Raw genomic sequence first — 19,468 nt, 5'->3', positions numbered from 1 at the left:
GCCAGGCAGCGCCAGGCAGCACCCGAGAGCAGTACCACAATGCCTTGCACCGCTGCGGTGCCATGCAATGTCCCCGACGCGACCTGGCGTGGCCCGGTGCGCCCTAGCGCGCCCATGCCGCCGCCTGTCGCCGCTCGAGCCGTGCGGCAAAGCGCGACAGCGGCCAGCACATCACGAAGTACAGCGCGGCCACGACAGAGAACACGGCCATCGGCTGGAACGTCGCGTTATTGACGATCTGTCCGGCGCGCGTGATTTCGGTAAAGCCGATGATCGCGGCGAGCGATGTGCCTTTGACGATCTGCACCAGATAACCCACCGTGGGCGCAATCGCGATGCGTCGCGCTTGCGGCAGCACGACGTCACGCATGCGTTGGGACCATGTGAGCGAGAGCGCCTGCGCTGCCTCGGTCTGCCCATGCGGCACGGCCTCGATGCAGCCGCGCCAGATTTCACCGAGAAATGCGGCGCTGTTGAGCGTCAGCGCTGCGCCCGCGGCGATCCATGGATCGATCTCCACGCCGAACACGGGCGCGCCGAAGAAGATCAGAAACAGTTGGAGGAGCAGGGGAGTGCCCTGAAACAGCTTGATGAAGGCGAGCGAAATGTTGCGCAGCCAGACGATGTCGCCGGTGCGCGCGAGCGCCACGCCAAGCCCGAGAATGCCGCCGCCGACGAAGGCAATGGCCGACAGGGCGAGCGTCCAGCGTGCGGCCTCGACAATGAACCAGAATTCGGACCAGCCGAACGTGCGCATGGGCGGGCGCCTCCGTCAGGGGCCGCGACGCTCGGGGAAATCGAGCGTGCGGCGGTAGATCGCGCGAAAGAGCGCCGAGAACGCGAGCGAGAGCAGCAGATAGATCGCCGCGACCACGATATAGATTTCGAAGCTGCGGAAGGTCTGCGACTGGAGCGTTGCGGCCACCGACGTGAGGTCATCGGCCGAGATGACCGAGACGACCGCCGAGCTCAGCATCAGCAAAATGAACTGGCTGGTGAGCGCCGGATAGATGGACTTGAGCGCGGGCTTGAGGATGACGAAGCGGAAAATTTCCCACGGCTTGAGGTTGAGCGCGAGGCCCGCTTCGATCTGGCCGCGGGGAATGGCGTCGATGCCGGCCCGCAGAATCTCGGTCGCGTAGGCCCCGAGATTGATCACCATCGCGGTGAGTGCGGCCGTGTGCGGACTCCAGCGCAGGCCAACGGCGGGCAGGGCAAAGAAAAAGAAGAAGAGCTGGACGAGGAACGGCGTGTTGCGAATGAGCTCGATGTACGCCTCGACGATCCATCGCACCGGCGCCGGCCCCGAGGTCTTGCCCCACGCGCAGGCGATGGCGAGCAGCAGGCCGAGTGCCGTCGCACTCAGCGAGAGTTCGATCGTGATCCACGTGCCCTTGAGCAGTAACGGCCACGCCGCGAAGACGTCGCCAAACGCAAACGTGTATTGCAAGGAAGCCCCCTCGCAGCTTGCCGACCGGTGTCCCGAGCGATGTTAGCGGGCGGTGCATGAGGCGTCCACTCCGCACAAACCCCAGCGAAAACCCTAGGTTTTGACGCCTGGCGAGTGCGGCGGCCAGGCGTTGAGCACGGCGAAAGACGTCGAAAGAGGGCGACGGGACGAAAGCCGGTGTGCGGACAAAAAAAACGGCGCCGAAACATCGGCGCCGTTCTCGGGCGTAGCGGCCAGAGCCTGTCGTATCGCGCTGCCGTGCGAGGCACGGCGTGGCGACGGCAAGACTTACTGGGCGGCGTCCTTGACCTTCTTCAGCGGGCGAACCTTCACGCGCACCGAAGCCGGCTTCGCCGGGAACCAGCGCTCCTGGCCCGTGAACGGATCCTTGCCGAAACGCTTCGCCTTGGCGGCGATTTGTTGCGACGTGACCTTGAACAGACCATGCAGCGTGAATTCGCCGGCACCCTTCTTGTGCAGCGAGCCGAGGATCGTGTTCTCGAGCGCGGCCAGCACTGCCTTCACTTCCTTCACGGCGACAGCCGATTGTTCCGCGAGGTGGGCTGCGAGCTGGGTCTTGTTGAGCGTTTCCTTGATCGGCGAGAGCTTGCCGTTTGCGGCTGCCTTCGGCGCTGCCTTGGCTGCCTTCGGCGCTGCCTTTTTCGCTGCCGGCGCCTTCTTGGCTGCCGGAGCCTTTTTCGCCACAGGGGCCTTCTTTGCTGCTGCTTTCTTTGCCGTTGCCATATCGATCCAATCGATGAGAATAAGAAAGTGCCGTCGGAGAACGGCCACCCGAATGATACGTCTTGCTGCGCCGACGATTCTACCTAAGAAATCGCTTTGTGCGAGTAGTGCGCGACGAATGTTGCGCGCTTGCCGCACAAGGCTGAGCGGCCATTCCGCGATGTTCCGGCGCCATCCCGACGACATTGCGGCGGCGATTCCATTCGTTTCGTTCGCGACCTCGCGCGCTGGCACCGCCATGATCTCCCGTCCACGAGAATCGGGCGAGCGCGTTCGCGCGCAATCGGGCGCCGGCTTTCCCATCATTTTCGACGGTGCTGATGGCATCGATGGCGCCGATGGTGCTGGCGGTGCTTTCGCGCGTGCGCCGGCCCGCGGTGCGAGCCGACACGTTCGCCGAATGCCCTCGAACCCCTTAGAAACGCTGCATCTCGCAGGTCTCGCAGCGGCCGTCGCTGTTGCACCAGGCGTCAGTGAGCGTCGTGCCGTCCGGCCCGAAAGTGATGTCGTGCTTCGCGCCGTAGCTGCCGGCCAGTTGCAGGCGATCGCCTGCAAGCACGCCCTGCACCGTGGTGTGGACGTTCGGTTCGACGTCGTCGACGCTGCCCGTGACTTGTGCGCCGTTCAGTGCGAGCGCCATCAGACGAGTCATCGGCGAGCTGAACCATCCCCACCACGGCGGGGCGTTCCTGCACAGGCCACGCCAGCGGCCGGACGGGTTCACCACGCGCGGCGGCGCGGCGGGCGCTGCCATGGCGGCGCCCGGCGCTATTGGCGGGGTGACGAGCGTGGTGCCGGCAGGCGCGGGCGCATCGATCGCGGCAACGTCGCGGGCGGTCTCCGGCGCGTTCGCATTTGGCGCGTTGAGCGCATTGAGCCCGGCGGTGTCGCCGATGCTGTCCGGCAGCGGTGCGCTCGTCTGCGGCGTCGCGCTGGCGACTGCCGCGTTCTGCGCGGCGGCGGGCGGGACATAGGTACTGACGTTGCCGGAGGGCGCGGCGCTCGGCGAGGCAGCAGCGGGTGCGGCGCTGAACGTGCCCGGTGCGCCTTCGACGCGCGCCATGTCGGGCGGCAATCCGTCGTTTGCCACCGGCGCCGGCGCGGCAGCGCACACGTGGCAGGACATACGGGAGAGACTGTTGCGGGTGAGCGCACGCGAGCCGTAGAGGCGCTGCGTGCCCATCGAGCCGTCGCGCAGGATCGTGACGTAGGGCGTGTCGTCGAGTCGGTAGTCGATCTTCGCGCACGACGGCGCGTCGGTCTGCAGCGTGACGTCGGCCGAGAAGGCGCCGTTGGCCGCGCGCGTGGGCAGCACCGTCACGGAGGCCGAACAATCGGCGACGATCCGCGCGCAATCGCAGGCGGGCGCCGGCGCGCGTGCCGGACTCACCGATTGCGCCTGTGCATGGCCGGCAACCCCGAGCATGCCCGCGACGAGCCATCCCGTCGCGAACTTCCAAGACTTGAAACCCCGCATGATGTATCCCCGAATGTGGCGGCTTATCCTATGCAGCGGATAGTCGAACAAAAGACGTCGGCTGACAAGAGCGGAAAGCCGGGAACAGCATGGGAAAAGCCGGACACGGCGCCGAATGCGGTGCCATCGGGCCGTCATGCAAATATGAGACTCGGCCTAGCGCACGGCGTCGGTCGCGAAGTCTACACTGGCCGGGTACTGTGCCCCTTACCGGCGGCCAAGCGCCGTCGTTCTCCGGAGACGTGCATGTCCGCCGATCGCTCGAAGGCGCTCTCATCAGCGCAATCCGCTCAATCCGCCCAATCCGTTCCTTCCACGGGGAGCGTCAACGCCCCGCTGCCCGCCGGATCGCCGTCCGTTCCGGGCGCCGCGACCGCTGCCGGCATGCCGTCGGCAAGCCGCGTGCTGTCGATGCTCGCAACGTTGTTCTTCGCGATGGGGCTCATCACGTCGCTCAACGACATCCTCGTTCCGCACTTCAAGGCCGCCTTCGATCTGACGTACCGCGACGCGGCGCTCATCCAGTCGAGCTTCTTCGCGGCCTATTTCGTGGTGTCGTATCCGGCGGGGCAGTACACGGCGCGCGTGGGCTACCGGCGAGCGCTGGCAAGTTCCCTGTGGCTGGCGGGCTTCGGATGCGCGTTGTTCTTTCCGGCGGCGGCGCTGGTCTCCTACGCATGTTTTCTTGCCGCGCTTTTCGTGCTGGCGAGCGGCATCACGTTGCTGCAGGTGGCCGTGAACGCCTACGTCGAGACGCTGGGCTCGCGTGGCGCGGCAGCCAGCCGGCTCACGCTGGTGCAGGCGTTCAACTCGTTGGGGACGACGGTCGGGCCGCCGCTGGCGGCGTTGTGGATACTGTCGCCGCAAGCGGGACCCGTCGCGGGGCACGCGGTCGACACCGTGCGCGGCCCTTACGGGTTGCTGGCCGCGGCGCTCGTGCTCGGCGGCATTGTGCTGTGGCGGCTCAGGCTGCCCGAACCGGGGCGGCGCGAGACAGGAGCCCCGGAAGCGCCGGAAACGCCGCAAGCCGCGGTGAGCGCGGGGGCCGGCGTGGCCGGTGTGGCCAGCGTGGCCGGTGCGAGTGACGCCGGCAATGTACGGGGGCTGCTGGCGCATCGGCCGCTGCGTTACGGGATTGTGGCGCTCTTTCTGTATGTCGGCGCCGAAGTGAGCATAGGCAGCTTTCTCATCGTCTACCTGACACACGCGAACACCGGCATCGCCGACCATGCGCACGCGAGTCGCTACCTGGCGCTCTATTGGGGCGGCGCGATGGTCGGTCGCTTCGTGGGGGCATGGCTGCTGCGCAGCGTGTCGCCCGGACGGATGCTGAGCCTGTGCGCGATCTACAACCTGCTCCTCATCCTGGCGTCTCTCGTCTTGCCCGCCACGCTTGCCATGTGGCTGCTGCTGGCCTGTGGTCTGGGCAACGCCATCATGTTTCCGACGATCTTCTCGCTGTCCGTGGGCGGGCTCGGCGCGCGAGTGAGCGAAGGGGGCGGGCTGATCTGCATGGCCATCGTGGGCGGTGCGGTGCTGCCGTATTTGCAAGGCGCGCTGGCCGACGCTGCCGGCGTGGTGCTGTCGTTCCTCGTGCCGGCCGTCGCCTACGCCTACATTGCGGCATTCGGGGAGTGGAGCGCGTCTCAGCCCGGCTTGCCGAAGGTGTAACGGCCGAAGATGAACAGCACGTTGCCGTTGCCCTTGCCGCCGGGCACGTAGGCGGTTGCAACGTAAGCGCGTCCCACGCCGATCTGCGCGAGCGGCAGCGCGCCGGGGAAGGGCACCCCGCCGAGCGTGTCCGAGCGCGACATCAGGAATACCGTGTAGCCGAGACCGAAGCGAACCGGCCCGGCATTCGCGACGTTCCAGATCCGTCCGTAGCCGGCCATCGGCGACCAGTCGTTGTGCGAGTCCTTGAAGGCCATTGCGTACAACATGCGCGAGCCGTTCTTGCCGTCGGACAGCACGCGTCCGTAGCCGAGGCCCCACGGGTTTTCGTTGTACTGGGAAATCTTGTCGCGCGTGTAGGCGAAGCGCAGGTGGTGCGTATGCAGCGGCACGTACAGATCGCTGGCGCCTTGGGTGGCCACCTCGCGCACTTCGTCGACGATGGCGCCGGTCCATGTCGAGATGCCGCTCGGCGCATCGTTGGCCTGCGCCGTGAATGGTGTGAGCGAGGACAGCACGGCGCACCAGGCGAGATGGCGGCAACGTTGCGAGGCGCGAGACAGGGGGGCAGCCGATGCGAGATGAATCGATGACGCGAGCCGCCCGTTGTTTTGGGGGGTGGTAGGCATTGCAGAGGTAACGCGTGAAATGCGCCAGCGCCCGAGGCGCGTGCGGCAGTGAATCGGGTTGCGGGGACCGTCGGGCGTAGCCTCGACGTCGAATCGGCAAACGTGTGGATGCTGGGTCAGCGGACGAGATGGGTGACGCTGAGCTACCTTGATTTGCGGCGTATCTAGACCGCAGCACACGGTGAAAAGTTCGCGCTCGGTCGGCGCCGGGGCGCCCGGCACTGGGCACCTGGGCGCCTGGGCGCGGTGGCCATCGATCGTCCCGCCGGCATGGGCTCACCCTTCGGGCCTGCGTTGAGCACTGTTGCTGCGCTGTATGAAAGTCCTTTGGCGTCAACCAGATACATCGGATATCGACGCGTTATTCACCGGGTTGTGAACATTTTCTGTGGATAACGGCGGGGCCCGTGGCGATGCCGTTCACATCACGCTCGCGCCACGCCGTCGCTTTGCCGGACCGCGCGGCGACGGCGCAGCAAATGCGCGCGCGACTTTTTTCTCGTCCGATCAACGACTTGAATGAGCTATCCGCGAGTTGTCCACCGGCTTGCAAACAGATTCTGTGGATAACGGCGACTCTCGCAAACCCGCGCCATGCCTCGTTTTGCAGCCGCCGGCACAACTTTCGCGCGCGACGAATCTTCCCTGTCGAATCATCCACTTGCGACGCTTTTCCGCAAGTTATCAACTGCCTTGTGAACAAAAAATGTGGATAAACGGCTGTCTTTATAAATCTCAAAATATGAGATCAATTTCTACATATTGACATTTAAGTTGTCGCGGACTTACGATGCGCCTCATACCGGAGGACGGATACGTTCAGGAGACGACAGTGACGGAACGACGCAAACAGAAAGTGGCGATCATCGGCTCGGGCAATATCGGCACCGACCTGATGATCAAGGTGATGCGCAATAGCGAGCATCTGGAGATGGGCGCGATGGTCGGCATCGATCCGGCCTCGGACGGCCTTGCGCGCGCCGAGCGTCTCGGCGTACCGACCACGGCAGGCGGTATCGACGGGCTGCTGGCCATGCCCGGCTTCGACGACATCCGCATCGCGTTCGACGCCACGTCGGCCAAGGCGCATGCGCATCACAACGAACTGCTGCAGGCGCGTGGCGTACAGGTGATCGATCTGACGCCGGCGGCCATTGGCCCTTACGTGATTCCGTCGATCAACCTCGATGCGCATCTCGACGCGAAGAACATCAACATGGTGACGTGCGGCGGCCAGGCGACGATCCCCATCGTGGCGGCCATCTCGCAAGTGGCGAAGGTCCACTACGCCGAGATCGTGGCCTCGATCTCCAGCAAGTCGGCCGGCCCTGGCACGCGCGCGAACATCGACGAATTCACCGAAACGACGTCCAAGGCCATCGAGGTGCTCGGCGGCGCGTCGCGCGGCAAGGCCATCATCGTGCTTAACCCGGCCGAGCCGCCGCTCATCATGCGCGACACGGTATTCGCGCTGTCCGAGCCCGGCGACCAGGCCGCCATCGAGGCGAGCATTCAGGCCATGGTCGACAAGGTGCATGCCTACGTGCCGGGCTATCGTCTGAAGCAGAGGGTGCAGTTCGAGCTGTTCGACGCCTCGCATGCGCTCAACGTGCCGGGACTGGGCAAGCTCACCGGTCTGAAGACCTCGGTGTTCCTCGAAGTGGAAGGCGCCGCGCACTATCTGCCGGCCTATGCGGGCAACCTCGACATCATGACCAGCGCCGCGCTGGCCTGTGCCGATCGCATCGCCGCCACCCGCCTGGCGCTTGCCGCCTGAGCGCCGCGCGCGCTCCCCGGAGACACATCACCATGACGCAGAAAAAACTCTACATTTCCGACGTGACGCTGCGCGACGGCAGCCACGCGATTCGTCACCAATACAGCATTGCCAACGTGAAGGCGATTGCCGCGGCGCTCGATGCGGCGCGCGTCGATTCGATCGAGGTCGCGCACGGCGACGGCCTGTCCGGCTCGAGCTTCAACTACGGCTTCGGCGCTCACACCGATCTCGAGTGGATCGCGGCGGTGGCCGAGACGGTCACGCACGCCAAGGTGGCCACGCTGCTGCTGCCGGGCGTGGGCACCGTCCACGATCTGCGCGCGGCCTACGACGCGGGCGCACGCGTGGTGCGCATCGCCACACACTGCACTGAAGCCGACGTCTCGCGCCAGCACATCGCCTATGCACGCGAGCTGGGCATGGACACCGTCGGCTTCCTGATGATGAGCCACATGACCACGCCGCAGCATCTGGCCGAGCAGGCCAAGCTGATGGAGTCGTATGGCGCGACGTGCATCTACGTGGTGGATTCGGGCGGCGCGCTGGGCATGAACGACGTGCGCGATCGCTTCCGCGCGTTCAAGGACGTGCTCAAGCCCGAGACGCTCACCGGCATGCACGCGCACCACAATCTGAGCCTCGGCGTGGCGAATTCGATCGTCGCGGTGGAGGAAGGCTGCGATCGCATCGACGCAAGTCTGGCCGGCATGGGCGCCGGCGCGGGCAATGCGCCGCTGGAAGTGTTCATCGCGGCCGCGTCGCGTCTGGGGTGGAACCATGGCTGCGACCTGTACACGCTGATGGACGCGGCCGACGACATCGTGCGTCCGCTGCAGGACCGCGCCGTGCGCGTGGACCGCGAGACGCTGGCGCTCGGTTATGCAGGCGTCTATTCGAGCTTCCTGCGTCACGCCGAGGCGGCCGCGGCACGTTACGACCTGAAGACCGTCGACATTCTCGTCGAGCTTGGTCAGCGCCGCATGGTGGGCGGCCAGGAAGACATGATCGTCGACGTCGCGCTCGACCTGCTCAAGCGCCGCGCCGCATAGGCCGCCTGCAAGCGTCGCCGCCCGGCGCCGCGCGAGAGCTCGCGCATCGATCCGATACGGGCCCATACGAACCCATACGGTTCCATACCGCGTCCATACCGCATCCATACCGGACCCGGGGCGTCGCTCTGAGGTCAGCCGGTCATCATCCAGGCAGTACCGGTGCCGGCCCGCTTCGCGCGGCGCCGGCTTTTTTTGCGCCCGTGTGCGCAGCTTCAGCGAGCGTGGCCGGACCAGCCGAGCTGGCGGCTGATCTGCGCCGCGGCGTCCTTTACGCGCGGCACGAGTTCCTGCATGCGCTCGCGGCTCATGTACTTGGTCGTGCTCGACACGCTGATGGCGGCCACGATGCGCTGGCTCGCGTCATACACGGGCGCGGCCACGCAGCGGATTTGCGGCGTGTCGTCTTCCAGATCGAAGGCGTAGCCCAGGCGCGCGTAGTCATGCATGCGCGCGAGCCAAGCGGTGGCGTCGATGGGGTGCGCGGGCACTGACGCCTGGAAGTGTTCGAGCTGTGCGCGCCACGCGTTCTCATCCTGATCGAGCAGCAGCGCCTTGCCCACGCCCGTCACGCAAATCGGTTTGCGCCCGCCGATGCGCGAGCTGATTTCCACGGCGCGCTGTCCGGGCAGTTTATCGAGATACATCACTTCCCAGCCATCGGCAACGGCCAGATGCACGGTGTCCCGCGTCTCGCTCGCGAGCGTCTCGAGAGCGGGGCGCGCCACGCGCGGCAGGTCGATCTGCCGGTACGCCAGAAAGCCGAGTTCGATGAGCTTGTTGCCCAGCCGATAGCCGCGCCGCGGCTCGAAGCGCAGGTAGCCGGCGTGAACGAGCGCCGAGGCGATCCGGTGGGTGGTCGAGGGTGTGATGCCCGTATGTGCCGAGAGCGCGGGCACGGTGTCGATGCCGGCGGCCACGGCCTCCACGATGTCGAGCCCGCGAAAAAGCGTCTGGCTCGCGAGCGTGCGCGGACGTTCGGCTTCAGTGGCTTTCGCTTTTGCCATCACGCTTCCCCGAGTGCCGGCAAGCGTTCGGGAACGTCGCACTTGAGCGCGGTGTGGCGCGCGGGTTCGAGCAACGCCCATTCGGGCCGGAGGGCCGTGAGGGGCAGGGGCGTGGCCGCCTGGCCGGGAGACGGTGTGGACACGTGTGCGGACATGTATTCGGGAGTCGGGCGTGATGCGCGTAGTGCTCGCGCCATGCGTTCGGGCGTCCCGGAGACGCCCGGGCCGGTGGCGTGAGCACCACGACGACAGACGTCGGGTGTCCGAAGTCTACCGCGACGCGTCGGCACTTGGCGAGCGACGTATCGCCCCGAGCGTCGCGCAACTCGCTCAACTCGCTCAACGCGCGCAACTCGCGCAACTCGCGCAACTCGCCCAACCCGCTCAACTCGCGCAATTCGCGCAATTCGCGCAATTCGCGTAAGTGGGCCCTCGCTGGGGCGCTGTCCGGACGCGCGTCGACGCTCGTGCAGGCCGACGCGCCGGCCCTCGCGCGCGTGTCCGCTCGACGAGGCGCCGCGCCCGAGGGACGATCCTTCTATAGTCGACGGTTTGCCGGCGCGCCGGCGCCGTTCGGAAGGAGGATGGGATGTGGTATCCGCATGGGGCAGGTGTGTCGGGGTGGGGCGCGCATGCAGGGCAGGCCCGAAGCCCGGGCGCCGAAGCGGCGGGCACGCGCGAGGCGTCGGCGTGGCGCCGTGTCGCGAGCACGGATCTTCCGGCCCGTCTCGAGCGTACCTTCAACGCCTTGCATAACGACGCACGGCTCACCGCGGGCGCCCACGCGCGGCCAACGACGCGGGACGTCGAACGGTACGCCGCCACGGCCGGAAGAGGCGCCGCATGGGGCGAACGAAGCGAACGAAGCGAACGAAGCGAACGAAGCGAACGAAGTGAACGAAGCGAACGAAGCGAACGAAGTGAACGAAGTGAACGGAGCGAACGGAATGGCCGGGGAGAACCGAGTGGATCAAGGGAATCAAGGGGATCAAGAGAATCAAGGGGATCAGGTGGACGGAATCTCCGCGCCGCCGGCGGCGGCCGCGCCGGTCCCCGGTCATCTTCCGAACTTCGGCACGCCTTCGCGCAGGCTTGGGCGGGAATGTGGGTTTCGACGGCGGCGGCTCAGCATTTCTATCGCAACGAGTTCGATCTTGCGCACGTGCGCGACCCGAAGCTCGCCCAGACACGCAGCCACGCCGAGGCGATGTTGGTGCCCACTCGCGTTTCCGACGTCTCGGTCGAGGATGCGTGCCGCGACATCTCGCGTTGGCTGGAGACCGTGACGGCCACGGGCGAGCGCGGCTGGCGCTTTCGAGCGGCCCGCGACACGATCTCGCTGGTCGGCAATCTTTCGCTGTTGGTGATCATCGCGGCCTCGCTGTATCGAGAGTCCGCGGCGTGCGCCGGCGGTGCGGGCCACGACGCCGCATCGCGCACGCGGGGCGCGGCCAGCGTGAACACGCCATTCGACGTGCCGTGGGCCGACTGGCTGCTGCTCGGACTCGAGGGCCTGAAGGGTGTGGTCACGCAGTCGCTCGGCTCGCCGACGCTAATTCGCCATCACGCGGCCGACGAAATTCTCAAGCGCATGGAAGCGGCCTGCCGTCTGCTCGAAACCTGCGTCGCGATACCGCAGACGACGCCTTCGTCGTGGCGCAACCGGTTGGGTGCGCTTGCCCGATCCCGCGATGTGGCCACGCTCTTTACGCTTTCGAATACGGCAGTGCCGCCCGCGCGACTGGCGCTCTGGTTGCCGTCCTGGTTCCGGGGGCCTTCGGCCGCCATGGACGGCTATCGAGGCTATTTGCGCGTGGCCGGGCTGATGCTCGATTCCTTTCGCGCGATGACGAGTCTGGTGGGCACGTGGGCGCGCAACGCAGCGTTTGCCGACGACGCCCACGGTCTCGCGCAACGCTGGCAGGCACTGAACGAGCGGCTTGCCCTCGTCCCCTGCGGCGACGAGGCGCGAGTGCTGGCGCGCGTGACACGCGTGAAGGATCTCGCCGCGCATTGCGACACGGCGCTGCTCGCCGAGATCGCATCGCGCGCGGCGCTGTGCGAGCGCTTGCTCACGTCACGCGAACCGCTGCAGGCCGGCGAGATTGCGCGTGTGTGCGAGTCGTTCGATGTCACGGCCTACCCCGTGTGCGTCGATGCGCGCACGCGTTTGAGTTTGTCGCCCGCCGAGAGTCCGTGGGGCAGACGTTGGGCGGAAGATGGTTGGCGCAACCGGCCCGCCACGCCTGTTCGCGCCACGTATCGGTTGCTGCTGTCGTACCAGCATTGGAGTTCGGCGTTGCTGGAGCGGCTGCTGACCCCGTCGCAATGCACCGAGGCGGCCGGGCGTGCCGAGGGGCGGGCGGTGCCCGGCGGCGCGCCCCGAGCGGGCGATCCCCCCGGCATTGCACGCGCACCAGGCGGCGTCGTGTACGTCGACATCGATTCGACACGGGTTTGAGTCGGGCTGTCCGCGACACGAGACGTCCATATCGTATGGACGCCGCATGAAGATCCGTTGACCGCGTTCGTCAGAAGGAGCCCCGCCGATCCGGACGGCGTGGGCCGCCGCAGGCGGCAACGCGCTCGCCACTTACCAGTTCGTCTCGCGCTCGGGCGTCGCCGTGATCTTGTGAATGGAAAGGTCGGCGCCGTAGTACTCCTGCTCGTCGTCGAGGCGCAGACCCATGAGGCGCTTGATCGCGCCGTAGACGAGATAGCCGCCCGCAAAGGCGATGGCAACGCCCATCACGGTGCCGGCGACTTGCGCGAGGAAGCTCACGCCGCCGAGCCCGCCGAGCGCCGTCTGACCGAAAATGCCTGCCGCGAGCCCGCCCCAGATGCCGCACACGCCGTGCAGCGGCCACACGCCAAGCACGTCGTCGATGCGAAGACGATTCTGCGTCACCGTAAACAGCCACACGAACAACCCGCCCGCCACCGCGCCCACGACGAGCGCGCCCAGCGGATGCATCACATCCGAGCCCGCGCATACCGCCACGAGGCCGGCGAGTGGACCGTTGTGGATGAAGCCAGGATCGTCCTTGCCGATCCACATCGCGACCAGCGTGCCGCCGACCATCGCCATGAGCGAGTTCACCGCGACCAGTCCCGAGATGCCGCCCACGCGCTGTGCGCTCATCACATTGAAGCCGAACCAGCCTACGATCAGAATCCACGCACCGAGGGCGAGGAACGGAATCGATGACGGCGGGTGCGCCGAGACCTGACCCTGGCCGTTATAGCGCCCGCGACGCGCGCCGAGATGCAGCACCGCCGCCAGTCCGATCCAGCCGCCGACCGCGTGCACCACGACCGAGCCCGCGAAGTCGTGGAACGGCGCGCCCAGCGCACGTGTGAACCCGTCCTGAATGCCGAGATGGTTGTTCCACGCAATTCCCTCGAAGAACGGGTAGACCACGCCCACGAGGAAGAAGGTCGCCACCGACTGCGGATGGAACTTCGCACGCTCGGCAATGCCGCCCGACACGATGGCCGGAATCGCCGCGGCAAACGTCAGCAGGAAGAAGAACCGGATCAGCGCATAACCGTTGTGCGCCGAGAGGACGGTCGCGCTCGACCAGAAGTCGACGCCATATGCGAGCGGATAGCCGATGAAGAAGTACGCGAGTCCGGAGACCGCGAAGTCGGTCAGGATCTTGACCAGCGCGTTCACCTGGTTCTTCTTGCGGACGGTGCCGAGTTCGAGAAACGCGAAGCCGGCGTGCATGGCAAGCACCAGAATCGCGCCGAGCAAAAGAAACAGCACGTCGCCGGGTGTATTGGAATTGGGCATGAATGTGCTCTTTTGGTGCAAAAAGAAGGAAGAACGAAGATATGCAAAAGCAATGCCAGCGCCCTGTTTCGCATTGATTTATCAGGATGTTTTATTTGGCGAGGCGACACTCTCCGCCGCGCGCGGCACGGTCATGGTGCTGCACGCCGCGCTCGTGAGCGAAGTCAGTGCAAGCCCGCACACGGGACTGGCGTGAGGAGGCGCGCGTGGGTGAGGCGGTCGGGACTGGCGCCGGCATGGAAGGGCGATGAAAGGCCCGCTGCTGCCGCGCACAGTGCGGCACGCTCGCGTGCGGTATAGAATCGGGCGTTCTCGCGGCGCCGCGCGCCACGCCCGGCCGCTTCGCACCGGGGCCGCTCGGCGCCACCGTGCGACGACAACACCAACGATTGGCACACGCACAACCACTGAGGAAATCCCATGATCTTTGAAATTGCCCAGATCGAAGTGAAGCCCGGCACGGAAGCCGCCTTCGAGCAAGGCGTGGCAAAGGCCGCGCCGCTCTTCAAAGGCTCGAAAGGCTGCCACGGCATGCGTCTGCTCAAGTCCATCGAGCAGCCGACCCATTACAGCCTCGTGGTCACCTGGGAAACGCTCGAAGACCACACCGTCCACTTCCGTAACTCCGAGGCGTTCCAGCAATGGCGTGCGTTGGTGAGCGACTGCTTTGCCGCGCCGCCCAACGTGGGCCACGTCACGGAAGCGCTGATCGGCTTCTGAGCGGACGTCCAACCGGCGTCCCCTTCCGCGCCACCTCGTGACGCGAGCGCCGGGCGGCCACATGGGCAGTCCCGTCGCCGCCCGGCGTGTTTCTGCCGGCGGTCTTTCACGTGACGGGACACTAAGGGTTAACTCGGTGCTATCCGCGTAAAGTTTTCAGATAACATGCAAACCAGAAAAGCATGAGACGGACGTGAGAGGATGACGACCAAGCCCAGAACCCTGACCGAGCAGGTCGCGCAGCAGTTGCAGGATGCGATCCGGCAGGGCGTCTATCCCGTGGGCGCCAAGCTGCCGACCGGCAAGCAGCTTGCCGAGACTTATGGCGTGAGCCCGGCCGTGATCCGCGAGGTGACCGAGCGCCTGCGCGCGCAAGGGCTGATCGACAGCCGGCAAGGCGCCGGCGTGACCGTCAAGGCGCGCACTCCGTCGAGCGGTTTTCAGGTGCCGGTGGGCAAAGACGCCGCGGATCTCGCCAGCGTCTATGAGTTGCGTCTCGATCTGGAGAGCACGGCCGCAGCGCTGGCTGCCGTGCGCCATACGGAAGAGGACATCCGCCGGCTCGGCGAGATTCTCGAGAAGCTCGAAACGAACCTGTATCACGTGGAAAACGGTGTGGAATACGACACGGCGTTCCATGCCGCGATCGCCCGCGCCACGCACAACCGCTATTACGCCGATCTGCTGCAGTATCTGAACCTGCAGATCCGCCAGGTCGTCCACACCGCGCGCACGAACACGCTGCTTCACGACGGGCTTGCCGCGCAGGTGCATCAGGAGCACGTCGCCGTATTCAACGCGATCAAGGCGCGCGACCCGCTGCTCGCGCGCGCCGCCTCGCTCTCGCACCTGCTGCGCGCATCGGCCCGTCTCGGGCTGACGCTGCCCGGACGAGACATCATCACCGGCGCCATCGCGCCGACCCGCGCTTGACCTCGTCAGATGCCATCCCCGCACCGTAACCTCCGACGCGTGACACCATGACCCTCACCGCTTTTGCTCAACGCCTCGTCGATGCCGTCGGCGCCGACAGCGTCCTCACGTCGGCCGACGACGTGGCGCCCTGGCTGTCCGACTGGCGCGGCATGTACCGTGGCAACGCGCAGGCCGTCGTGCGGCCGCGCACGACGCAGGACGTCGCGAAGATCCTCGCGCTGTGCCAGGGTACGGGCACGCCCGTGGTGCCGCGCGGCGGCAATACCGGCCTGTGCGGCGGCGCGACGCCCGACGCGTCGGCGCAGAACGTGGTGCTGAGCCTCGACCGCATGAACGCCGTGCGCAGCCTCGATACCATCGCCAACACGATGGTCGCCGAGGCCGGGTGCATTCTCGAAGACCTGCAGCGCGCCGCGCGCGACGCAAATCGTCTGCTGCCACTGAGCCTCGCGGCCGAGGGCTCGTGTCAGCTCGGCGGCAACCTCGCGACCAACGCCGGCGGCGTGAACGTCGTGCGCTACGGCATGACGCGCGAGCTCGTGCTCGGCGTGGAAGCCGTGCTGCCGAACGGGGAGATCCTGCATGGTCTGCGCACGCTGCGCAAGGACAACACCGGCTACGACCTCAAGCAACTGCTCATCGGCTCGGAGGGCACGCTGGGGGTGATCACCGCGGCCGCGCTGCGGCTCTACGCACCGACGCCCGTGCGTCAGGTCGTGATCGCGGCCGTGGCGTCGCCGCGCCAGGCGCTCGAACTCTACGAACTGCTGTTTGCCGAATGCGGTGCGCGCATGCAGGCGTTCGAGTTCTTCACCGGCGAGTGTGTCGATCTGGTGACGGCCAACGTGCCCGGCGTGCGCGCGCCGTTCGCCGAGCGGCATCCGGGCTATGTCCTGATCGAGCTCGCCGACACGGCCGACGAACAGGCGCTGGCCGCCTTGCTCGAGCGCGTGATCGAAGCGGCGCTCGAGCGCGATCTTTGTGCGGACGCGGTGGTGTCGTCGACGCTCGGCCAGCTCGAGCAGATGTGGAAGTTGCGCGAAGAGATTTCCGAAGCGCAACGCGCGGACGGGCCGCATCTGAAGCATGACGTCTCGTTGCCGATCGAGGCCATCCCCGACTTCATGACGAGCGCCGAGGCGCGCGTGCGCCGCGTGTGCCCGCAGGTGCGGCCGTTCGTCTTCGGCCATTTCGGCGACGGCAACCTCCACTACAACCTGTCGCGCCCGGCCGGCGAGGCGCCGGAGTTCATGGCCAAGCACGGCGAGGCGATCACGGCCGAAGTGCTCGACGAAGTCGCGCGCCACGGCGGCAGCATCAGCGCCGAGCACGGCATCGGACAGCTCAAGCGTTCGTACTTCGTCAAGTACAAGTCGCCGCTGGAACTGCGTCTCATGCGCGAGATCAAGGCCGTATTCGATCCGGCCGGCATCATGAATCCGGGCAAGTTGCTGTAAGCGCATCGGCGGCTTGCCTCCGCTTGGCGTCGCTTTTTCGCCGGCGCCACTTGTTTCGCGCGTACTTTCAAGGGCGTCGTTGCCCGACCCGTTTTAGCCCCTGGCGTGAGCCCGACGTTGTCACTGTCGCCCTCGCGCCTTCTGAGGAGTCGACATGACCGCAAACCCCGCCGCCGGAGCGCCGCTGTGCCTTGGCCCGCTGCCGCAGATCGATCCACCCACGTTCGACGTGCCCGCCGGCGCGGTCGACACGCACGCGCACGTCGTGGCGGCGAGCGGCGATTACCCGATGGTGCCCGAGCGTAGCTACACGCCGCCGCCCGCGCCGCAGGAGAAGTACCTCGCCATGCTCGACGCGACCGACATGACTTACGGCGTGCTCGTGCAGATCAGCGTCTACGGCACGGACAATCGCTACATGCTCGAGACGCTGCGCCGCCATCCGGACCGGCTGCGCGGTATCGCCGTCGTCTCGCCCGAGGTGACCGACGCGCAACTCGAGGCGATGCATGCGGCCGGCGTTCGCGGCCTGCGCATCAACGTGCTGTTTGGCGGCGGCATCGGCTTCACGGCGATGGAGACGCTCGCGCATCGCATCAAGGATCTCGGCTGGCACATGCAGTTCCTGATGGACGTGAAGACGTTGCCCGAGCTCATGCCCCGCATGACGAAGCTGCCGGTCACCGGCATCGTCGATCACATGGGACACACGCCGGTGGCGCAAGGGCTCGACGCGCCCGGTTTCACGGCGCTGCGCTCGCTCGTGCGCGATCACGGCTATTGGGTCAAGCTCTCGGGCGCATATCGCATCAGCGAGCGATTCCCCACGTTCGACGACGTGACGCCGTTCGCGCAGGCCCTCATCGACGACGCGCCCGATCGCATGGTCTGGGGCAGCGACTGGCCTCACGTTTCGCTCACGCGCATGCCGAATACGGGCGCGCTGCGCAATCTGCTGCCGCTCTGGGCGCCGGACGCCGACGTGCGCCGCCGCATCCTGGTCGACAACCCGGCGCGTTTGTACGGATTCCCGGCAACGGCCTGATCGCATGACATCGCGCGCCCGCTGTGCCCGCGCATCACTCAAGATTTCAAGAGGAGACAAGATGAACTGGTATCGCCAGATGAACAAGACCGAACGGCGGACTTTCATCGCCGCCTTCGGCGGGTGGGCGCTCGACGCGCTCGACTTCATGGTGTTCACTTTCGTGATCAGCACGCTCATCACCATTTTCAGCATCGACAAGGCGCAAGCCGGCATGCTGGCGACGGTGACGCTGCTGTTCTCGGCCATCGGCGGCTGGCTGGCAGGCGTACTTGCCGACCGCTTCGGCCGCGTGAAAATTCTGCAGGCGACAATCCTGTGGTTCTCCGTGTGCACGATTCTGATCGGCTTCGCGCAGAACTTCGAGCAGATCTTCGTGCTGCGCGCGTTGCAAGGCCTGGGCTTCGGCGGCGAGTGGGCCGTGGGTTCGGTGCTCATGGGCGAGATCGTGCGCACGGAGTATCGCGGCCGCGCCGTGGGGACGGTGCAAAGCGGTTGGGCCATCGGCTGGGCGGTCGCGGCGCTGTGCTATACGGCGTCGTTCTCGTATCTGCCGGAAGAATATGCGTGGCGCGCGCTGTTCTGGATCGGCGTGATCCCGGCGCTGTTCGTGCTCTTCATTCGCAAGCACGTGCCTGAGCCGGAACTCTTCGAGCGCACGCGCAAGCAGGAGGCATCGGCGGCCCGGCGCACGTCGGCGTGGGCCATCTTCTCGCCGGCGCTGCTCAAGACAACGGTGCTCTCGGCCCTGCTGTGCACCGGCGTGCAGGGTGGCTACTACGCCGTGACGACGTGGCTGCCCACGTTCCTGAAGACCGAGCGCCACTTGTCGGTGATCGGTACGGGCGGTTATCTGCTGGTGATCATTCTGGGGTCGTTCATCGGCTACCTCACCGGCGCCTATCTCACCGACCGCCTGGGCCGCCGCGCGAACCTGCTGGTCTTTGCCGTGCTCTCGGGCGCGAGCATTTACGCTTACACGCAGTTCCAGCTGACCAACGATCAGATGCTGATCCTCGGTTTTCCCCTGGGCTTTGCCGCTTCGGGCATTTTCAGCGGTATGGGCGCTTACCTCACCGAACTGTTCCCGTCCGCGGTGCGGGCCAACGGGCAGGGCTTCGCCTACAACTTCGGGCGCGGCATTGGCGCGCTCTTCCCGAGCCTCGTCGGCTATCTGGCCAAGACGAGCGGCCTGGGCGCGGCCATCGGCCTGTTTGCCGGGGGCGCCTATCTCGTCGTGCTCGTGACCGCATTTTTGTTGCCCGAGACGAAAGGGCGCGAGATCGAGTAAGTTCTCACCTTCGCGGGTGGCGCGGGCCGCAGCTTCGGCGCGCCGCCCGGTTTTCATGATTCAACGGAGTTTCGCATGAAGATCCTGGTACCGGTCAAACGGGTAGTGGATTACAACGTAAAGGTTCGGGTGAAGAGCGACGGGAGTGGCGTCGACATCGCGAACGTGAAGATGTCGATGAATCCGTTCGACGAAATCGCGGTGGAAGAGGCGGTGCGTCTGAAGGAAGCGGGCGTGGCGAGCGAAGTGATCGCGGTCTCGGCGGGCGTGGCGCAGTCGCAGGAGACGCTGCGCACGGCGCTGGCGATCGGGGCCGACCGGGCGATCCTGATCGAGTCGGACGAAGAGTTGCAGCCGCTGGCGGTGGCCAAGCTGCTCAAGGCGATCGTCGACAAGGAGCAGCCGCAACTGGTGAT

General features: G+C 66.4%; 20 protein-coding genes. 12 read left to right on the top strand and 8 right to left on the bottom strand.

The genetic code is table 11. The features are described from left to right. Window positions 1–103: 103 nt before the first annotated feature. The 4 genes from PNO31109_RS14630 to PNO31109_RS14615 form a co-directional block, all read right to left on the bottom strand. A complete protein-coding gene (locus tag PNO31109_RS14630; protein WP_150556202.1) occupies window positions 104–757 on the bottom strand; it encodes an amino acid ABC transporter permease in 654 nt (217 codons plus the stop codon). A 15-nt stretch (window positions 758–772) separates the two neighbouring features. Beyond that, window positions 773–1,450, bottom strand: a complete 678-nt coding sequence (locus PNO31109_RS14625; protein ID WP_150556201.1) for an amino acid ABC transporter permease — start codon at window positions 1,448–1,450, stop codon at window positions 773–775. 288 nt (window positions 1,451–1,738) lie between these two features. Further along, complete coding sequence (locus PNO31109_RS14620; RefSeq protein WP_150556330.1) at window positions 1,739–2,194, bottom strand: HU family DNA-binding protein; 456 nt, start codon at window positions 2,192–2,194, stop codon at window positions 1,739–1,741. A gap of 415 nt (window positions 2,195–2,609) precedes the next feature. Then, a complete protein-coding gene (locus PNO31109_RS14615; RefSeq protein WP_150556200.1) occupies window positions 2,610–3,671 on the bottom strand; it encodes a hypothetical protein in 1,062 nt (353 codons plus the stop codon). Window positions 3,672–3,917: 246 nt separating this feature from the next. Between PNO31109_RS14615 and PNO31109_RS14610 the strand changes: the two genes are divergently transcribed. Next, complete coding sequence (locus PNO31109_RS14610; protein WP_244958178.1) at window positions 3,918–5,342, top strand: sugar MFS transporter; 1,425 nt, start codon at window positions 3,918–3,920, stop codon at window positions 5,340–5,342. On the opposite strand, the gene pagP is transcribed toward PNO31109_RS14610, so the two are convergent. Then, the gene (gene pagP, locus PNO31109_RS14605) at window positions 5,318–5,971 is read right to left on the bottom strand and encodes a lipid IV(A) palmitoyltransferase PagP (protein WP_150556199.1); all 654 of its coding nucleotides are present in this window, start codon (window positions 5,969–5,971) and stop codon (window positions 5,318–5,320) included. The two genes, PNO31109_RS14610 and pagP, sit on opposite strands and share 25 nt — an antisense overlap. A gap of 832 nt (window positions 5,972–6,803) precedes the next feature. On the opposite strand from pagP, the gene PNO31109_RS14600 reads away from it, so the two are divergent. After that, window positions 6,804–7,748 (top strand): acetaldehyde dehydrogenase (acetylating), encoded by a 945-nt coding sequence (locus PNO31109_RS14600; RefSeq protein WP_150556198.1) that lies wholly within the window; start codon window positions 6,804–6,806, stop codon window positions 7,746–7,748. A gap of 32 nt (window positions 7,749–7,780) precedes the next feature. Next, complete coding sequence (dmpG, locus tag PNO31109_RS14595; RefSeq protein WP_150556197.1) at window positions 7,781–8,800, top strand: 4-hydroxy-2-oxovalerate aldolase; 1,020 nt, start codon at window positions 7,781–7,783, stop codon at window positions 8,798–8,800. Between the two features lie 215 nt (window positions 8,801–9,015). Here dmpG and PNO31109_RS14590 read toward each other — a convergent pair whose 3' ends face one another. Both PNO31109_RS14590 and PNO31109_RS21960 read right to left on the bottom strand, forming a co-directional pair. After that, a complete protein-coding gene (locus PNO31109_RS14590) occupies window positions 9,016–9,807 on the bottom strand; it encodes an IclR family transcriptional regulator (RefSeq protein ID WP_150556196.1) in 792 nt (263 codons plus the stop codon). After that, entirely contained in the window at window positions 9,807–9,962 is a 156-nt protein-coding gene (locus PNO31109_RS21960) for a hypothetical protein (protein ID WP_174966403.1), read from the bottom strand. Before PNO31109_RS21960 ends, PNO31109_RS14590 begins: the two co-directional genes overlap by 1 nt. Before the next feature lie 104 nt (window positions 9,963–10,066). Between PNO31109_RS21960 and PNO31109_RS21955 the strand changes: the two genes are divergently transcribed. Both PNO31109_RS21955 and PNO31109_RS14580 read left to right on the top strand, forming a co-directional pair. Beyond that, window positions 10,067–10,231 (top strand): hypothetical protein, encoded by a 165-nt coding sequence (locus PNO31109_RS21955; RefSeq protein ID WP_174966402.1) that lies wholly within the window; start codon window positions 10,067–10,069, stop codon window positions 10,229–10,231. A gap of 678 nt (window positions 10,232–10,909) precedes the next feature. Further along, window positions 10,910–12,268 carry a hypothetical protein gene (locus PNO31109_RS14580; protein ID WP_150556194.1) on the top strand — a complete coding sequence of 453 codons (1,359 nt, stop codon included), beginning with the start codon at window positions 10,910–10,912 and terminating at the stop codon, window positions 12,266–12,268. Window positions 12,269–12,400: 132 nt separating this feature from the next. On the opposite strand, the gene PNO31109_RS14575 is transcribed toward PNO31109_RS14580, so the two are convergent. Beyond that, entirely contained in the window at window positions 12,401–13,603 is a 1,203-nt protein-coding gene (locus PNO31109_RS14575; protein WP_150556193.1) for an ammonium transporter, read from the bottom strand. Here PNO31109_RS14575 and PNO31109_RS14570 point away from each other — a divergent pair. The 7 genes from PNO31109_RS14570 to PNO31109_RS14540 all read left to right on the top strand — a co-directional run. After that, window positions 13,602–13,799, top strand: a complete 198-nt coding sequence (locus tag PNO31109_RS14570; protein WP_150556192.1) for a hypothetical protein — start codon at window positions 13,602–13,604, stop codon at window positions 13,797–13,799. The two genes, PNO31109_RS14575 and PNO31109_RS14570, sit on opposite strands and share 2 nt — an antisense overlap. A 224-nt stretch (window positions 13,800–14,023) precedes the next feature. Next, entirely contained in the window at window positions 14,024–14,323 is a 300-nt protein-coding gene (locus PNO31109_RS14565) for an antibiotic biosynthesis monooxygenase family protein (protein WP_150556191.1), read from the top strand. A 201-nt stretch (window positions 14,324–14,524) separates the two neighbouring features. After that, entirely contained in the window at window positions 14,525–15,256 is a 732-nt protein-coding gene (locus PNO31109_RS14560; protein WP_150556190.1) for a FadR/GntR family transcriptional regulator, read from the top strand. A gap of 47 nt (window positions 15,257–15,303) precedes the next feature. Next, window positions 15,304–16,716 (top strand): FAD-binding oxidoreductase, encoded by a 1,413-nt coding sequence (locus PNO31109_RS14555; RefSeq protein ID WP_150556189.1) that lies wholly within the window; start codon window positions 15,304–15,306, stop codon window positions 16,714–16,716. A 154-nt stretch (window positions 16,717–16,870) separates the two neighbouring features. After that, window positions 16,871–17,761: an amidohydrolase family protein gene (locus PNO31109_RS14550; protein ID WP_150556188.1), complete on the top strand. Its 891-nt coding sequence runs from the start codon at window positions 16,871–16,873 to the stop codon at window positions 17,759–17,761. A gap of 61 nt (window positions 17,762–17,822) precedes the next feature. Continuing rightward, entirely contained in the window at window positions 17,823–19,052 is a 1,230-nt protein-coding gene (locus PNO31109_RS14545) for an MFS transporter (RefSeq protein WP_150556187.1), read from the top strand. Window positions 19,053–19,127: 75 nt separating this feature from the next. Continuing rightward, window positions 19,128–19,468: electron transfer flavoprotein subunit beta/FixA family protein (locus PNO31109_RS14540; protein ID WP_442417709.1), on the top strand; the 341-nt coding region annotated here is incomplete at its 3' end.

The sequence above is a fragment of the Pandoraea nosoerga genome (genome assembly GCF_902459585.1).
GTDB classification, from domain to species: domain Bacteria; phylum Pseudomonadota; class Gammaproteobacteria; order Burkholderiales; family Burkholderiaceae; genus Pandoraea; species Pandoraea nosoerga.
The sequence above is the reverse complement of the archived record's forward strand: the minus strand, read 5'-3'. Positions and strand labels throughout refer to the sequence as shown.

What these genes read in the sequence shown, in the direction of transcription:
- PNO31109_RS14630 (WP_150556202.1), bottom strand. Translation starts at nt 757, where the DNA reads ATGCGCACGTTCGGCTGGTCCGAATTCTGGTTCATTGTCGAGGCCGCA.
- PNO31109_RS14620 (WP_150556330.1), bottom strand. Translation starts at nt 2,194, where the DNA reads ATGGCAACGGCAAAGAAAGCAGCAGCAAAGAAGGCCCCTGTGGCGAAA.
- PNO31109_RS14615 (WP_150556200.1), bottom strand. Translation starts at nt 3,671, where the DNA reads ATGCGGGGTTTCAAGTCTTGGAAGTTCGCGACGGGATGGCTCGTCGCG.
- PNO31109_RS14610 (WP_244958178.1), top strand. Translation starts at nt 3,918, where the DNA reads ATGTCCGCCGATCGCTCGAAGGCGCTCTCATCAGCGCAATCCGCTCAA.
- pagP (WP_150556199.1), bottom strand. Translation starts at nt 5,971, where the DNA reads ATGCCTACCACCCCCCAAAACAACGGGCGGCTCGCGTCATCGATTCAT.
- dmpG (WP_150556197.1), top strand. Translation starts at nt 7,781, where the DNA reads ATGACGCAGAAAAAACTCTACATTTCCGACGTGACGCTGCGCGACGGC.
- PNO31109_RS14590 (WP_150556196.1), bottom strand. Translation starts at nt 9,807, where the DNA reads ATGGCAAAAGCGAAAGCCACTGAAGCCGAACGTCCGCGCACGCTCGCG.
- PNO31109_RS21960 (WP_174966403.1), bottom strand. Translation starts at nt 9,962, where the DNA reads ATGTCCGCACACGTGTCCACACCGTCTCCCGGCCAGGCGGCCACGCCC.
- PNO31109_RS14580 (WP_150556194.1), top strand. Translation starts at nt 10,910, where the DNA reads ATGTGGGTTTCGACGGCGGCGGCTCAGCATTTCTATCGCAACGAGTTC.
- PNO31109_RS14570 (WP_150556192.1), top strand. Translation starts at nt 13,602, where the DNA reads ATGAATGTGCTCTTTTGGTGCAAAAAGAAGGAAGAACGAAGATATGCA.
- PNO31109_RS14575 (WP_150556193.1), bottom strand. Translation starts at nt 13,603, where the DNA reads ATGCCCAATTCCAATACACCCGGCGACGTGCTGTTTCTTTTGCTCGGC.
- PNO31109_RS14565 (WP_150556191.1), top strand. Translation starts at nt 14,024, where the DNA reads ATGATCTTTGAAATTGCCCAGATCGAAGTGAAGCCCGGCACGGAAGCC.
- PNO31109_RS14560 (WP_150556190.1), top strand. Translation starts at nt 14,525, where the DNA reads ATGACGACCAAGCCCAGAACCCTGACCGAGCAGGTCGCGCAGCAGTTG.
- PNO31109_RS14555 (WP_150556189.1), top strand. Translation starts at nt 15,304, where the DNA reads ATGACCCTCACCGCTTTTGCTCAACGCCTCGTCGATGCCGTCGGCGCC.
- PNO31109_RS14550 (WP_150556188.1), top strand. Translation starts at nt 16,871, where the DNA reads ATGACCGCAAACCCCGCCGCCGGAGCGCCGCTGTGCCTTGGCCCGCTG.
- PNO31109_RS14545 (WP_150556187.1), top strand. Translation starts at nt 17,823, where the DNA reads ATGAACTGGTATCGCCAGATGAACAAGACCGAACGGCGGACTTTCATC.